This is a genomic window from Fibrobacter sp. UWT2, assembly GCF_900142545.1.
GTDB lineage: Bacteria > Fibrobacterota > Fibrobacteria > Fibrobacterales > Fibrobacteraceae > Fibrobacter.
Genome location: NZ_FRBF01000004.1, coordinates 1 through 14,181, shown reverse-complemented (window position 1 = coordinate 14,181; position 14,181 = coordinate 1). Strand labels below are relative to the sequence as shown.

Here is a 14,181-nt window from a genome sequence, read left to right as displayed (position 1 = left end):
AAACGTTCTTACAAAGCAAAAATGCCGGATGACAAATCCGGCATTTTTTTATCCGGACTAAGTCCGGAACTTTGCTATAGAGAAATAACTATCGTATGTTAACTTGACGCATTTCGTTGCCGACTCGCAAGAGGTAAGAACCGGCGCGAGGAACAGCGATAGAGCATGCGCTACCCGAGGGATTCACCTTCGCAACGAGCTTGCCCTGAGCATCAAGGAGGTAAGCCGAACGAGTGGCGCCCTGCACCGACAAGGTTCTACCTTCGACAGAGACATTGAAGCGCGGAGTCTGCACGTTCGCCATGATGGCGGTACTCGTTTCAGAGCTGGAACTTACGACCGTTTCAGAGGAACTAGACTTCGGTTCTTCCGTTTGCGAGGAGCTTGACTCCGCAACACCCGAACTAGACGTCGGAGCAGAAGTTCCCGTACCGGTAACCGTAATCGTTCCGCTCTTGGACGCATTCTTGGAAGCACCCGTCGTCGTCACGGTGAACTTGTAGGCACCCGGTGCAGCCGTAGAAGCGACAGTGCCCGAAATGTAATAGTCAAGACCCTTGAGCGTACCCGTCACACCCTGCGGAAGGCCCGTTACGGTGGCGCCTGTTGCGCCTTCAATCGTGTAGTAGAATTCCACGATAGAGGCACCCTGGGCAACTTCCTGGGTCGCACTGCCCGAGCCGTGCTTGGTGAGGCTAGCCTCGCCCGCGACAGGCGTCTGCGACGAGCTGGACTTGGCAGAAGAACTCGATGCAGGCACAACGCTGCTGCTGGACTTTGCCTGCGAAGAGCTGGACTGCTGCACACTAGAAGAAGAAACCGGAGTCACCTGCGAGCTACCCGGAGCCGGGAGCGTTGGGCCAGCGTAAGCCTGGATGGAATCGCGGAGCGCGTAAGCTTTTGCCTGATTACTCACATCGGTAACGCTCATTTGGTATGGCGGCGTGAACGCAGTTCCTTGGCCTGTTGTGTTGCCGGAGGTCTTTTCGTAATAGTTGTTAATCATCGAAACTTTGGCATCTTCTTTGGACTGATTGTTGTAATCCAAAGGATTTTTTACGCCGATGAACACATTGCTTTCGACACGGATGTTTGCCTTCATGCCGGCACGAACACAATAGCTTGCAGCAGAGCTTGTGTAGAGGTTGTTGACCACATGAACCTGGCCAAATCTCACGCGGGGCATACGTTCCTTTACACCATCACCCCACCAGTTGTGGTGTGCGGTAATCTTCAAGGCGTTAGCATCTGCAGTTTTTGAATCACTATTGCCGAAAAGATTGGAAAATTGATGGTTCTTAGATTTGGACGTATAGGTGAATTTGCTCCACGAGACTGTAATATAATCAGACTGGTTTACAATGTCCATGTTACCGTCGTGCCCGTCGTAGACATGAACATGGTCAATCCAAATGTTTTTTGCTTCATGGTTTATTTGTAAGCAGTCTTCATCATCTTCATCGACCGCACCAACACCTTGCACAGAAATGTTTCGAACAATCACGTTCTTGGAGCCGGAAATCTTGATACCGCTTCCTTTGGACGGCTGAGTGATTGTGACTCCAGGATAGCCGTAAAGGGTAACGTTGCTACCGACTTCCACGGTACCTGCATAAGTACCAGGCTTGATGTAGATTGTTTTGTTGCCCGCTTTGGCGTAGCTTTTAAGATCGCTGACGTTGTCAACGGTGACTGTGCCGTAATTGGCTCCGCCAGTGGTGCTGCCGTTTTGGGTCGCCCAGCCCGTCAGCGGAAAATCAGGTGACGTGGCCGCAATCGCGGAAGTTGCGAGGGCTGCGCCCAATGCTGCGCCTACGGCAAGAGTTCTATACCAGTTTTTCTGTGTTTTAACCATATCATCCATCCCTTATTTTGTCATTTCAAGCCACCACGCTCGAAAATGTTCTCAAATTTCTTCTCAAAATTTATAATCAAAACAACCAAAAGTCAATAGGCATTTCAAAAATAAAATGCACTTTTTTCGTTATTCTAGCGCATAAAACAAGAAAATGGCGATTTTAAATAAAAATCGCCATTTCTAAAATGTTCTCAAAAATATTTTTTACATATCGCATTTTAAGGAATTCTAAGAATAAAAAAAGCGCCCCTTAAGGCGCTTTGAACTCTTTTTTTAGAAAAATCGGCGATTTTAGGCAAAAATCGGCAAATGGCGAGCTACAGGCTCACAAACTTGCGCATGCCCCCGAAAATCGCGGCGGCACATACCACCACAGACAGGACAAAAAACACCGACGGAACAAACAGCCCCTGCAAAAAGGCCTCGTGCCCCAGCTGCACCAGCAGCAAAAGCGGAACCACCACGAACAGCGAAAGATGCGCTGCAGCACGCACCGTCTTTACCCGAAGCGAAAGCATCAGCGAAAACGAAGTGGTCAGGAGAACCGCAGAAAAAGCCCCGAGAATAGACGCCATCGCCACTGTCGTAGAAATTTCAGGATGAGAAAACCAGTAAGCAAATTCCGCCAAAAGCGAGAACGCTACCGGGAACGGCAACACCGCCAAAAGCTTGCCCCAAAAGAGTTTAACGGGTGCAATCGGAGACAGTTGCAAAAGCTCGAGCGAATTACGTTCGCGCTCCCCCGCAAAACTGTCAGCCGCTAGGGGCGAACCCATGGGAGCCATGAGGCACCCCAGCAGAAGCATCATATAACCTTCCATGCCCTGCATAATCTGCCCACCATAACGCGACACGGCAATCGCCTGGCTTGCCGCCAAAATCACTGGCGGAATAATGAAAGGAATCCAGAATCGGGGATCCCTAAATATCAAGCGCATTTCGTGTTTAAATACGTGGAGCACAACTCCAATGTAGAAAATTTTGGACGCACCGCTATTTTCTATATTTGGATTGCCTTAAACCAAGGAGTTTTTTATGCCCGCTCAAGGTGAACATAACAAGTGGATTGCCCTCGCCCTTTGCATTTTGCTGGGCTATCTGGGTCTGCACCGTTTTTACGAAGGCAAAATTTGGACCGGTATTCTCTGGCTTTGCACCGGCGGTCTCTGCGGCGTAGGCATTGTCGTCGACGCCATCCTTATCGTCATGAAACCGGAAAAGTACTAATGAAGCATTTATTTGTTATCGCTACGGGCAACCCCGGGAAAATCAGGGACTTCGCCCACATTCTCGGAACCGAGAACAAGGAATTCAAGACCCTCAAGGACATCGGCTTCGAAGGGGACATCGTCGAAGACGGCGATTCCTTTGAAGCGAACGCCATCATCAAGTCAAGCACCGTAGCCAAGTGGCTCTGCGAAAAGAAGATCGAAGCCTCGGTACTTGCAGACGATTCCGGCCTCGAGGTTTTTGCGCTGAACGGCGAACCGGGCATTTACAGCGCCCGCTACTGCGGCTACCACGGCAACGACCAAGCCAACAACGACAAGCTGATGCAAAAGTTGGAAGGCGTCAAGGACCGCACCGCCCGCTACTTCTGCGCACTCTCCTACCAGAAAGTCGCTGAAGTCGACGGCAAGTGGACCGTGAGCGAACCGAAGATTTACGAAGGCGAATGCCGCGGGCAAATCAACTTCGCCCCCGTCGGTGACATGGGATTCGGATACGATCCGCTGTTTGTTCCTGACGGATTCGACCGCACCTTCGCGCAGATGGAACTTGCAGAAAAGAAAGGCATCAGCCACCGCGGAAATGCCATTAGGGCGATGAAAGCGGATTTGGAGAAGTAGACAGTAGGAAGTAAAAAAATCCTCGGCTAAGCCGAGGATTTTTTTATCTGTTGATTTAAAGAGCTGCTTCGCTGCGATTAGAACCAGCGCCAGGTCAGACCGAAGAGCACCATGCTCTTGTACTGCGTATCTTCGTCGAGATCCCAGTCGTAGGCCATGTCGAAGCCAACCTGGAGTTCAACGAGCGGTGCAATCATCACAGAGAGCAGGTTTTCCCAAAGGCCATCAATCTGTTCAGTACCTTCGAAGTTGGTGAAGGCCCACAGACGGGTCTTGAAGCTCACGATGTCAGAGAAGGCATACTTGGCTTCGGTGATAGATTCGAGACCGGGTTCGTCGCGGAACTCCTTAATGGAACCTCTCTGACCAGCTTCGACCTTTTCCTTATAATGCTTGTCAGCATAGCCGTAGCCCCTAGAAATGGTCATACGGTTTGCAAAGCCGAGGCGCTGAGAGAAGTTTTCGTTCGGAACGTAAGCAAGACCGGCAACCTGCGTTTCGTATGCAGGATCCATGAAGCTAGAAATTGCGGTTCTGACTTCGTTGCCATCTTCGTCTTCGCTATATTCGTAGCCAGCCATGAACTGAGTTTCAAAGCGGTTACCAACGTAGGGCTTGAGGACTTCGGTCATGTTGAAGTCAAGCATGGATTCCCAGAAGAGGCGGTCGTTGGACTTACGCTTGCCCACGCCCTTGGTCCAAGTCTGACCGAGGTCAATGTCGATGAGGTTACGCCAGTTGGCGACTTTCCACTTACCCTGAACGTCGGCATCGTAGGTCACGAGCCAAGTATAGTTCGAGGTACCGTCCTTCTGCCAGTTGCTGAAGTTGTACCAGTTATAGCGAACTGCAGCGACCACGTCAGCGGTCCAGTTTTCCGGGAGAGTCCCTTCGAACATGCCACCTTCAGCCATTGCAGGAGCGGCAAAAGCGCAAGCGAATGCGCAAGCCTTGATAAGTGATTTCATCTTCATATTGATTCCTTTTTTGTGGTCCGTGCTACGGCGGGCCGAGTTTTATGCAAAACAATATAGGAATAAAAACAGGTTTTTGCGAGTATATTGATAAGTTTTGTCTATATTTGAACTATGTTTCGCCCCCGTTTTTTTTGCACGTTCCTATTCGTTCTTTTTTTAGCCGTTTTTAGCCATGCAGACAACTGGCGTTTTAACGCCGGCCTGGGAATCAGGAACCAAACCCCGATTGTCGCCGTCGCCGGTGTCGGCTACAAAGAAGTCATGTTCCGTGCACAGGGAATGGGTTTTCTACACAATACCAACGACTTTTGGTGCGGCGTTCGAGGAAGCCTGCTCTGGACCTTCTTTTACGGCAACCCCTTTCACCTTGACGCAGGCCTCGGCGGCGGTTACGAATACGCCAGAGCCCCCAACGGGATGCACAAGGAAATCAACAAGGCCAACGGCCCTACCCTATACCCCCACAACTTCAAAGAAATCGGTGACGTTTCTATAGAACTGTGGTCTCACCTGTACGGGTTCTACACACAAATTAGCGTTCCCACTCAAAAGTTCGTCGAGCACGACGCCCCGATGCTCCTATGGGGAGCTGGGTATATGTTTGAATTCTAGTAGGCAGTAGGAAGTTTGAAGTTAAAAAAAATCCTCGGTCAGATAAACTGAACCGAGGATTTTTTAGACGCACGCTTGTGCGAGCTGTCTCTTTACTTTTTCGGAAGAACAACCGGCTTGCCGAAGTCGACGTTGGTCTTGTTGCCGAGCAACAGAGCACGCGTCTTGAGCGGGAGGCCATAGCAGCGGATGAAGCCCGTTGCGTCCTTCTGGTCGTACATGTCAACGTCGGTGAATCCACCGAGGCCCATGTCGTAGAGGCTGTAGGGGCTCTTGATGCCGGCCGGAATAATGTTACCCTTATAGAGCTTGAGGGTCACGTCACCGGTAACAACCTTATTCACTTCAGCGAAGAAGGCATCCATAGCCTGGCGGAGCGGAGTGAACCACTGGCCATTGTACACGAGGTTGGCATAGGTCATAGACATCTTCTGGGCTTCGAACAAAGTTTCCTTGTCGAGCACGAGCTGCTGCAGGCATTCGTGAGCCTTGTACAGGAGCGTGCCACCCGGAGTTTCGTACACGCCGCGGCTCTTCAGGCCGACGAGGCGGTTTTCGACGATGTCCAAGAGACCGCAAGCGTTCTTGCCACCAATCTTGTTCAGGTATTCGAGGAGTTCGACAGCGCCCATCTTCTTGCCGTCGATAGCAACCGGATTACCCTTATCGAAGGTAATCGTCACGTGATCAGCCTTGTTCGGGGCCTTTTCATACGTGTTGGTGTGCTTGAGGAATTCGTACTTGTGTTCCTGTTCCGGGAATTCCAGAACGCCACCTTCGTGAGAGAGGTGCCACAGGTTACCGTCTTCGGAGTAGATCTTCTTCTTGCTGATGCCGTTGAGCGGAATCTTGTGAGCGGCAGCGTAGTCGATAGCGTCTTCACGGCTGTGGAACGTCCACTTCGGGTCCTTCCACGGAGCAATGATTTCAAGCTTCGGGTTGAGAGCGGCGTAGGTCAGTTCAAAACGGACCTGGTCGTTACCCTTACCGGTAGCACCGTGAGCAACAGCGTAGGCGCCTTCCTTTTCAGCAATCTTCACCTGGTACTTGGCGATGAGCGGACGGGCGAAAGAGGTACCCAGGAGGTAGGTTCCTTCGTACTTAGCACCGGCGCGAACGGTCGGCCAAACGTAGTCTTCGAGGAATTCCTTCTTGAGGTCAAGAACGTAGCACTTGGAAGCGCCAGTCTTGAGAGCCTTGTCTTCGAGGGCCTTAGCGTCCGGGAAGTCGTTCTGACCGAGGTCGGCAGCGAAAGCGATCACTTCGCAGTCGTAGTTTTCCTTGAGCCAGGGGATGATGATGGAAGTATCGAGTCCACCGCTATAAGCGAGGACAACCTTCTTCTTGGATTCTTTCTTAGCCATTTTTAGCGTCCTTTAAGAAAATTTTAGACAAGTCAAATATAGAAACTTTTATTTCTTTTTGGTAGAGGCTTTCGCGGGAGCTTTCGCCGACTTTTCAGAGGTCTTCGACGAATTTTTCTCCGGAGCCTTCTCGGGCTTTTTGTCCGGGTTTTTAGCCGGGCTCTTTTCTATAGATTTTTCCGATGCCTTTGCCTTGGCAGCACTGTCTTTGGGAATCGGAGCCATCAGCTGGCGCAAGGAATCCACCAGCACGCTGTCCTTCTTGGGGAACATGTTCTGGTAAATCACGGCGCGACGCTTGGCCATGAACTGGCTTTCGCGCATGTTCGGGTGATGCTTGCCCGGGCTTGCGAGCATGGCAGCCAGGTTGATAGCCTGATCGACACTCAGCTTGGCGCAGCTCTTCTTGTAATAGGTACGGCAGGCTTCCTGACAGCCAAAGATATCCTTGCCCCACTGGGCGTAATTCAGGTACAGTTCCAGAATGCGGTCCTTGCCGAGCTCATGTTCCATCAGGAGCGCGTAGGCAAGTTCCTTGAACTTGCGGTTGAAGGAGCGTTCCCCGCTCAAGAACAGGTTCTTCGCGAGCTGCTGCGTAATCGTAGAGCCTCCGAACTTGGTCTTCCCCGCCATCTGGTTTGCATCCAAGGCTTCGGCAATGGCACGAATGTCAAATCCCGGATGGAAGTAGAAACCGGCATCTTCGCTTGCAATGACCGCCTTGCGCAGGTACGGGCTAATGGAATCAAGCGGCACGTAGGTGTGCTTGATTTCGATATTCGGGTTCGAATCGCGCAGAGCCTCCATATACTTGCTCATTTCGGGCTGAGTATCTTTAAGCTGTGCCACGCCGTCGTAAATATCGTAGCCGTAAATAAAGGCTCGGTACAAGGCGTAAGACGCTGCCGCCGAGAAAATGGCCGAATAGATAATCAGGATCAACAAAGCCTGACGGATAATGAAATTGATAATCCGGTAAAGCCACTTGAGTATAACACCCGCAACACGAGCAAACGTCGTGTTCACGAACCACTTAAAAAAGTCCTTGACCTTACCAAAATACAACTTCACTTTATCCATTACTTCTTTCCTCCGAACCAATCATTGATGTCTTCACCTTCTTTCATGGCCGTGGGCAAGTTTTCCATCCCTTCGCCTAAAATTACATTATGAATGCCCGCTTGTGTGAACAAGTTGCCGATATATTCCATGCCTGAACGGCCTGCTTCATCATGATCCAGACAAAGAACCACGTTTTTGTTTCTAAAAAGATTCAACCACTCCACTTTGAAGCTGCGGACACCGGGAATTCCGACCGCATTGATCCTTTGTCCTAAAAACGTGAGCGTATCGACCACGCCTTCGCACAAATAGACCCAACCCGGTTTTTGGTCCAGCGCCACCATATTGTACGGGTACGGTACCGTGCCGCGCAAGTTAAGTTCCTTGGGCACCACCGTGTTATCGATGGCGCGAGACTGGAAATAGAACGCTCTGCGCTGCGGGTCCAGATACGGGAAAATCAACGGGTGCTTGTAGTAACGCAAATGGCCCTTGTCGTTAAAGAGACCCACGTACTTCAGCACCTCTTCGCCAAAGTCCGCCTTGAGGCTGTTGTTCACCTCTTCGTAATTGGTAATGGTGCGCAAAAGCATCTTGTCCCACACGGGCTTGTAGATGCGACGGCGAGCGAGCCACTTGCCCGCAGGCGTATTGTCGACAGGGCTTAAGCGTTTGAGGAACGAAAGGATAATCTTTTTGCGGTCATCGTCAGAAACCAGCGGCGGTTCCTCAGGTTCAGGCGGCAGGGCCACTTCGGGCACGCGAGCCGCAGGCGCACTTGTCGTACGCGGACGTGCCGCCGCATTGGCAGCACGTTCGGCGATTTTCGCCATTTCCTTACGGGCGGAGGCTGGCACCAGGAACGGGTACTGTTCCATGAGCCAGTTCAGCGCTTCGGTAAAGCCGCAATCCTTTACCAGTTGAACCAACGAAATCACGTCGCCGCGAACATCGTCGCAAACCCAGCAACGGAAAGTTCCGCGTTCTTCGGAAATCGAAACCGACGGCGTACGGTCACCATGCGAATGACGCTGCGGAAAGAAACAACGGCATTTGCCATGAGAGACTTCTACTCCCAGGCTCTGCGCAACGGCCGTAATCGAAATAGCCGACTTGAATTGTTTCAGTTCTTCGTTGGTCATGGTGGAGAAATAATAGCAAGAATTCTATATTTCTGCTATGATTCTTTCTGAAAACGAACCTATGTGCAAGCACACTTCCTTTAAGGTCGGAGGGCCGGCACGCTATTTCGTAAAAGCGGAAAATGCCGACGATTTAAAGGAAGCTTTCGCCTTAGCGCACGAAAAAGCGCTTCCCTACTTTATTTTAGGGAACGGCACGAACCTGCTGGTTGCAGACAAAGGCTTTGATGGCATCGTGATTACGCTTGCGGGTAAATTTTCAGAAATAAATGATTTAGGAAACGGAGCATTCCATGTCGGTGCCGCCACTCCGCTGGGCAGGTTTGCACGCAACGCGATGAAGCAAGGTTTTGCAGGCATCCACAAGCTCGCCGGAATTCCGGGAACCTTGGGTGGCGCGATTTACATGAACGCAGGTGCCTACGGCCAAGAAATCGGAACCTGCTGCACCACCGTCACGACGATTGACACCGACGGCAACTTACATGAGCACGCCGCAAGCGAATGCGGTTTCGGCTACAGACAAAGCGCCTTCCAAAAATTAGGTGAAACGATTGTCTCCGCCACATTCCAGTTGCCCGCAGCAAGTGCAGAAGGCAAGACCGTCGCTGACCTCGAAGCGGAACTCGCCGAATGTATGGCGAAGCGCAAGGCAAGCCAGCCGCTGAACATGCCGAATGCAGGCTCCACCTTCAAGCGCCTTTCCGCCGGAGCCGCCGACACACCCACACAAATTGCGCCGGGCTATTACATTGAGCAGACAGGCCTCAAGGGCTACCGCATGGGTGGTGCCGAAGTCAGCACCGTACATGCGAACTTCATCGTAAACGTGGGTGGAGCAACCGCCGCAGACATCATGAATTTAAGCAAATTCGTGCAGGCAAGAGTTGCCGAGAAATTCGGCATCCAACTGCACCGCGAAATAATATTACTCGGAGAATTTGAGTAAGGATCCTTCGACTTGTTTATCCTGAACTCGTTTCAGGACTCAGGATGACACTGTCTACTTCCTACGGCCTACTGTCTACTTTTTCTTCCGGCACCGGGTCAAAGCGATTCAAGATTCGCGTGACAACGGCGTAAACAATGCCGCCCGTGAGTCCACCGGTCAAGTCAGCCACCAAGTCAAGCACGCTGCTGTCGCGGCCTTCCACAAAACTCTGGTGGTATTCGTCGGTACAGCCGTAAATCAAAGCGAGTACACCTACCACAAGCACACGCAGCCACTGGCGCTTGGACCATTCGCCCCGAGTCCAGAGCATAGCATAGCAACCGGCAAGCGTTGCGTATTCGCAAAAGTGGGCCAGTTTATCCCAAATATGCGGAAAATCCTGCAGCTGTTCATTCGTCAGCGAAGAAATCTTAAAAATGATCGCCATGCAGAGCACGCAGGGCACCGCTCTAAAGAAGGGGTATTTGTCAAATAGCGATTCAAACATCTTAGGTATGAGGTCGCGCCTTTGGCGCTTTGAGGTATGGGCCCAAAGATAGAAAAAGAGAGCATCTTCAAAAGTCTACATTATTTCTAAATTTGAATCCATGAAAGCAATTACCTTGAAAGCCGGACGCGAAAAGTCCGCACTGCGTTATCACCCCTGGATTTTTAGCGGAGCCGTTGACGAAGTCATCGGCGACCCGGAACTTGGCGACACCGTTGAAGTTTACAGCTACAAGAGCGACTTTCTGGGTCTTGCGGCGTACTCGCCCAAGTCCCAGATCCGCGGGCGCTTCTGGACGTTCGGCGAAAAGGCAAACATTGACCGCGAATTTTTTAGCGACTTGCTCGACCGCGCGATCGCTGCACGCAAGAGCCGCGGCTTTGACATCGATGACAAGGAATCCGCCTTCCGCCTGATTAACGCCGAGAACGACGGCATTCCAGGCTGCATCATCGACAAGTACGCCGACATTTACTCCGTGGAAATCCTCGCCGCCGGCGCCGAAGTCCACCGCAAAGACATTTACGAGCTGCTCGCCGAAAAGACGCACTGCCGCGGCATTTACGAACGCTGCGATTCCGACGTGCGCAAGAAAGAAGGCCTGCAGCTGCGCACCGGTTGCGTCTACGGCGAAGTGCCGGACGAACCAGTCATCATTAACGAAAACGGAATCCTCTTCCCCATCGACGTGAAGAACGGTCACAAGACCGGTTACTACCTGGACCAGCGCGATGCTCGTCGCCGCATTGGCGAAATTTCCAAGGGCAAGAAGGTTCTGAACTGTTTCTGCTATACCGGCGGCTTCGGGCTCTACGCTCTCCGCGGCGGTTGCGAAAAAGTTTATCAGGTGGATGTATCCAAGGACGCTCTCAAGCTCGCCAAGGAAGGCATCATGCGCAACAAGCTCAGCACCGCTCACGCCACACATGTGGAAGCCGACGTGTTCCAGTATCTGCGCAAGTGCCGCGACAAGGCCGAAACATTCGACCTCATCGTGCTGGACCCGCCCAAGTTCGTAGAAAGCAAGGACAACCTCCAGAAGGGTGCCCGCGGCTACAAGGACATCAACCTGCTCGCCATGAAGCTCTTGGCCGAAGGCGGCATGCTCGCGACCTTCAGCTGCTCGGGCCTTATGGAAATGGACTTATTCCAGAAGATTATCGCGGATGCCGCCGCCGATGCACATCGGCGCGTTCAAATCATTGAACGCTTCGGCCAACCCGCCGACCACCCCGTGAATACAGCCTTCCCCGAAGGCCAGTACCTCAAGGGATTGCTCGTTCAAGTTGTGTAACACTTCCGGGGGGAAGAGGAAACAATGAGGCATTTTCACTTAAAAGCTCTGCTGGCAGGACTCTCTTGCACCGTACTCTTTACGGGCTGTACCAACCCTATCTACAGGCAGGGCAACCTGACGCAAGGAACCTTCGAAATCGGTGTTCCCGACAATTTTACCGGCATCGGCAAAGAACTCCCGAACAACTCTTCGATCAAGGGACTTTCTCTTTCGCTCAACTATACCACGAAAGATGAAATGAAAATGAAGGACGTCCACAACACCGGACTGAAAGAAAGCGACATTGACCCCCTAGTTTCTGACGATGGCGATTTTACCATCATGTCAAGAACCAAGATCAAGGACTTCCGCTACAAGCGAAACCGGTTCCCCGTTTCGCTCGCATTCACTCACCTGTTCAAATCGAGTAGCGACTTGTCATGGGGTTACTCCCTCGGATTGGATCCCGGCCTATACGCGCGCGTCACCGGCGGAATCAACAAGAAACATTTCGAAGTGGGGGCTTACTTTGATTTGGGACTCTATGACCTAGGCGAGGCTTCGTTCGACTACTACGAATGTACCACCTATACAAAAAGCACCGGCTGCACCGAAACTTCCGAAGTCAAGCATTTCAAAGAAAAGTACGTATGGCAAGCACGCCTTGGTGGCGGCGCCTACACTTCTTTTTACTGGAACAGTTTCGCTCTTTCCTACTCGCCGATGATCTACTTGCCCGCCATCGAGCAGGATTTCGGTTTCAGGACACGCGTTGACTTACCCTTCGTATTGAGCCAATACATCGGAGCCTCCAAGTGGATTAACAACCACTGGAAAGTTTCTCTCGGAGCAACGCTCCTCAGCAGTCTCTACTTTAACGGCGGCGTCTACCCGACCGCCAACACATCGCTCGGATACTGGTTCTAAGTTCTACTTCTTGAACCGTTTGACATCAACGCATTTGCCGTCGCTTACCGCGACATGGTATAAGCCGGCGGGCAACGAACCTACATTCAACGCAACACCGTGCATAGTCTGCTTGCGCATGACTTCGCGGCCCTGCAAATCCAGAACGCGAACTGTCGCCCCATTTTTGAAAGCACTCGCCAGTTCTACAAACAACTGTCCATCGGCATAATGCACCGAGGTTCCGTACACGCTTGCAAAATTACCGAGTGCGGTTCGGCCAGAATCGACCGTAGCCGTATCCGGCAACAGGCGCCACATCTGGTTCCATTCCCAGTCATCGGACCAGCTCTGCACCACGCGTTCGCCATCCGTCGTTGCACGCAAGTACATGTTGCTGTGTTGCATCTTCATGCGCACCACGGAGCCTTCGTAGCCGGACTGTTTTTCCATCACGACCTTCTGGTGTCCGCCCGCATTCCACTTGTACAAGCCCATTGTAATGCCGGCATCAGTCGACTCGTTCGGAGTATCAATCGACAAGTCACCGAAGTTGATGCGGTAAGTCGTTGAAGAAAGCGGCGTAATTGTTGCGACGGCATTGTCGCCATTGCAATCGCCAAGCGCAAGTTTATCTTCAGCCGTCCGCACCATGCAGGTTCCAAAATTCATCGAGAAAATGCGTACCGTATCGGGTTTCGCAGGCTTAGCTTGCCACACGCGCACCCAGTCCGCTTCAAAATACGCAGGCTTATCCGTCGTGATATCAATATCATCACCAGCCCAGCCACCAATAGCAAGGTTCACGATAATGTACTGCGCCGCGAGCTGCTTGATTTCGGTCGGGCGATTGTAGCTTGCGAACTTTTTATCGTCAAAGTAAAAGCTGAGAGTCCCTTCGTCCCATTCCACGCCGTAGTTGTGGAATCCTGCGGAACGATCCACGTCATCATCCTTATGACCGCCGAAGGAAGCTTCGTGGTCCCAAGCCGAACCGTGACTGTTGTACCAGCTCGGGTCGGTGTAATGCAAGTAGTAATGGTGCTGTTTGCGCGAAGCGGGAATTTCCAAAATATCAATTTCCGGAGGCCAGCCGTCTTGCAGTGTCCAGAAGGCAGGCCAGGTTCCCTTTTGCGACGGAGCCTTGAAACGGCCTTCGATATAACCGTACTTGACTTCAAATTTTCCCTTGGTATCAATGGCACCCGATGTGTAGTCAACCGGGATTTCTTTACCGTTGAACTTGGCCGTTCTGCCGCTAGCATCGGGGTGCTTTTTCTTTTCGCCTTTAAGTTTGAGCGTACCGTCAGAGACAATCACGTTCTCTTCGGCACAATAGGCACGGTGGTTGTGAGTGGGGCCCCAGTTGTACGTCGGGTTCCATTTAGACTTGTCGAGGCTTGTGCCGTCGAAGTTGTCTTCGAATACCTTTTCCCAACCGCTAAAATTCGCCGGCGGGTCGGCGAACGCGAACGACGCCGACAAAGCCACAATACTCGAGATTACAAAACGTTTTTTCATATCCAATCCTCACCCAACACTTGCCTCTTAAATATACTTTCAAAAAGCCTTTTCACAAAGAAAAAAATCGGTAGCAAGTAAAAAGTGACCCGCCGGCATAGCCGGCGGTTCTTCATATACGGGCATAGCCCTAGGATACTAGCAACGCGTTGCACGCGTTGACGGCCTGACACT

Annotated in this window: 14 protein-coding genes; 6 read left to right on the top strand and 8 right to left on the bottom strand. The window is 51.7% G+C overall.

What is annotated here, in order from left to right:
* Positions 1-88: 88 nt before the first annotated feature.
* Positions 89-1,855: a pectate lyase family protein gene (locus BUA40_RS03490; RefSeq protein WP_072798851.1), complete on the bottom strand. Its 1,767-nt coding sequence runs from the start codon at positions 1,853-1,855 to the stop codon at positions 89-91.
* Between the two features lie 320 nt (positions 1,856-2,175).
* Complete coding sequence (locus tag BUA40_RS03485) at positions 2,176-2,820, bottom strand: ABC transporter permease (RefSeq protein ID WP_072798421.1); 645 nt, start codon at positions 2,818-2,820, stop codon at positions 2,176-2,178.
* 73 nt (positions 2,821-2,893) lie between these two features.
* Here BUA40_RS03485 and BUA40_RS03480 point away from each other — a divergent pair, with 73 nt between their 5' ends.
* Together BUA40_RS03480 and rdgB are read left to right on the top strand one after the other, a co-directional pair.
* The gene (locus BUA40_RS03480) at positions 2,894-3,085 is read left to right on the top strand and encodes a TM2 domain-containing protein (protein WP_072798419.1); all 192 of its coding nucleotides are present in this window, start codon (positions 2,894-2,896) and stop codon (positions 3,083-3,085) included.
* Positions 3,085-3,708 carry an RdgB/HAM1 family non-canonical purine NTP pyrophosphatase gene (gene rdgB, locus BUA40_RS03475; RefSeq protein WP_072798416.1) on the top strand — a complete coding sequence of 208 codons (624 nt, stop codon included), beginning with the start codon at positions 3,085-3,087 and terminating at the stop codon, positions 3,706-3,708. Before BUA40_RS03480 ends, rdgB begins: the two co-directional genes overlap by 1 nt.
* A 77-nt stretch (positions 3,709-3,785) precedes the next feature.
* Here the strand turns inward: rdgB and BUA40_RS03470 are convergent, their stop codons facing one another.
* A complete protein-coding gene (locus tag BUA40_RS03470) occupies positions 3,786-4,682 on the bottom strand; it encodes a DUF3078 domain-containing protein (protein WP_072798414.1) in 897 nt (298 codons plus the stop codon).
* A 114-nt stretch (positions 4,683-4,796) separates the two neighbouring features.
* Between BUA40_RS03470 and BUA40_RS03465 the strand changes: the two genes are divergently transcribed.
* Positions 4,797-5,297, top strand: coding sequence for a hypothetical protein (locus BUA40_RS03465; RefSeq protein WP_072798411.1), 501 nt, complete (start codon positions 4,797-4,799; stop codon positions 5,295-5,297).
* Between the two features lie 92 nt (positions 5,298-5,389).
* Here the strand turns inward: BUA40_RS03465 and BUA40_RS03460 are convergent, their stop codons facing one another.
* Genes BUA40_RS03460 through BUA40_RS03450 form a run of 3 tightly spaced genes read right to left on the bottom strand, consistent with a single transcriptional unit; the run spans position 5,390 to position 8,865 of the window.
* Entirely contained in the window at positions 5,390-6,661 is a 1,272-nt protein-coding gene (locus BUA40_RS03460; RefSeq protein WP_072798409.1) for an argininosuccinate synthase, read from the bottom strand.
* 48 nt (positions 6,662-6,709) lie between these two features.
* Positions 6,710-7,741: a monofunctional biosynthetic peptidoglycan transglycosylase gene (mtgA, locus tag BUA40_RS03455; protein WP_072798407.1), complete on the bottom strand. Its 1,032-nt coding sequence runs from the start codon at positions 7,739-7,741 to the stop codon at positions 6,710-6,712.
* Complete coding sequence (locus tag BUA40_RS03450) at positions 7,741-8,865, bottom strand: toprim domain-containing protein (RefSeq protein ID WP_072798405.1); 1,125 nt, start codon at positions 8,863-8,865, stop codon at positions 7,741-7,743. Before BUA40_RS03450 ends, mtgA begins: the two co-directional genes overlap by 1 nt.
* Before the next feature lie 37 nt (positions 8,866-8,902).
* On the opposite strand from BUA40_RS03450, the gene murB reads away from it, so the two are divergent.
* Positions 8,903-9,814, top strand: coding sequence for a UDP-N-acetylmuramate dehydrogenase (murB, locus tag BUA40_RS03445; protein WP_072798403.1), 912 nt, complete (start codon positions 8,903-8,905; stop codon positions 9,812-9,814).
* 61 nt (positions 9,815-9,875) lie between these two features.
* On the opposite strand, the gene BUA40_RS03440 is transcribed toward murB, so the two are convergent.
* Entirely contained in the window at positions 9,876-10,244 is a 369-nt protein-coding gene (locus BUA40_RS03440; RefSeq protein WP_255369191.1) for a VanZ family protein, read from the bottom strand.
* A 160-nt stretch (positions 10,245-10,404) separates the two neighbouring features.
* Between BUA40_RS03440 and BUA40_RS03435 the strand changes: the two genes are divergently transcribed.
* Complete coding sequence (locus BUA40_RS03435) at positions 10,405-11,598, top strand: class I SAM-dependent rRNA methyltransferase (protein ID WP_072798398.1); 1,194 nt, start codon at positions 10,405-10,407, stop codon at positions 11,596-11,598.
* A gap of 24 nt (positions 11,599-11,622) precedes the next feature.
* Complete coding sequence (locus BUA40_RS03430) at positions 11,623-12,507, top strand: hypothetical protein (protein WP_072798395.1); 885 nt, start codon at positions 11,623-11,625, stop codon at positions 12,505-12,507.
* 3 nt (positions 12,508-12,510) lie between these two features.
* Here the strand turns inward: BUA40_RS03430 and BUA40_RS03425 are convergent, their stop codons facing one another.
* Positions 12,511-14,007: a family 16 glycosylhydrolase gene (locus BUA40_RS03425; protein WP_255369190.1), complete on the bottom strand. Its 1,497-nt coding sequence runs from the start codon at positions 14,005-14,007 to the stop codon at positions 12,511-12,513.
* Positions 14,008-14,181 lie beyond the last annotated feature (174 nt).

What these genes read in the sequence shown, in the direction of transcription:
- BUA40_RS03480 (WP_072798419.1), top strand. Translation starts at nt 2,894, where the DNA reads ATGCCCGCTCAAGGTGAACATAACAAGTGGATTGCCCTCGCCCTTTGC.
- BUA40_RS03435 (WP_072798398.1), top strand. Translation starts at nt 10,405, where the DNA reads ATGAAAGCAATTACCTTGAAAGCCGGACGCGAAAAGTCCGCACTGCGT.
- BUA40_RS03440 (WP_255369191.1), bottom strand. Translation starts at nt 10,244, where the DNA reads ATGGCGATCATTTTTAAGATTTCTTCGCTGACGAATGAACAGCTGCAG.
- BUA40_RS03430 (WP_072798395.1), top strand. Translation starts at nt 11,623, where the DNA reads ATGAGGCATTTTCACTTAAAAGCTCTGCTGGCAGGACTCTCTTGCACC.
- BUA40_RS03450 (WP_072798405.1), bottom strand. Translation starts at nt 8,865, where the DNA reads ATGACCAACGAAGAACTGAAACAATTCAAGTCGGCTATTTCGATTACG.
- mtgA (WP_072798407.1), bottom strand. Translation starts at nt 7,741, where the DNA reads ATGGATAAAGTGAAGTTGTATTTTGGTAAGGTCAAGGACTTTTTTAAG.
- BUA40_RS03470 (WP_072798414.1), bottom strand. Translation starts at nt 4,682, where the DNA reads ATGAAGATGAAATCACTTATCAAGGCTTGCGCATTCGCTTGCGCTTTT.
- BUA40_RS03490 (WP_072798851.1), bottom strand. Translation starts at nt 1,855, where the DNA reads ATGGTTAAAACACAGAAAAACTGGTATAGAACTCTTGCCGTAGGCGCA.
- BUA40_RS03465 (WP_072798411.1), top strand. Translation starts at nt 4,797, where the DNA reads ATGTTTCGCCCCCGTTTTTTTTGCACGTTCCTATTCGTTCTTTTTTTA.
- BUA40_RS03460 (WP_072798409.1), bottom strand. Translation starts at nt 6,661, where the DNA reads ATGGCTAAGAAAGAATCCAAGAAGAAGGTTGTCCTCGCTTATAGCGGT.
- BUA40_RS03425 (WP_255369190.1), bottom strand. Translation starts at nt 14,007, where the DNA reads ATGAAAAAACGTTTTGTAATCTCGAGTATTGTGGCTTTGTCGGCGTCG.
- murB (WP_072798403.1), top strand. Translation starts at nt 8,903, where the DNA reads ATGATTCTTTCTGAAAACGAACCTATGTGCAAGCACACTTCCTTTAAG.
- rdgB (WP_072798416.1), top strand. Translation starts at nt 3,085, where the DNA reads ATGAAGCATTTATTTGTTATCGCTACGGGCAACCCCGGGAAAATCAGG.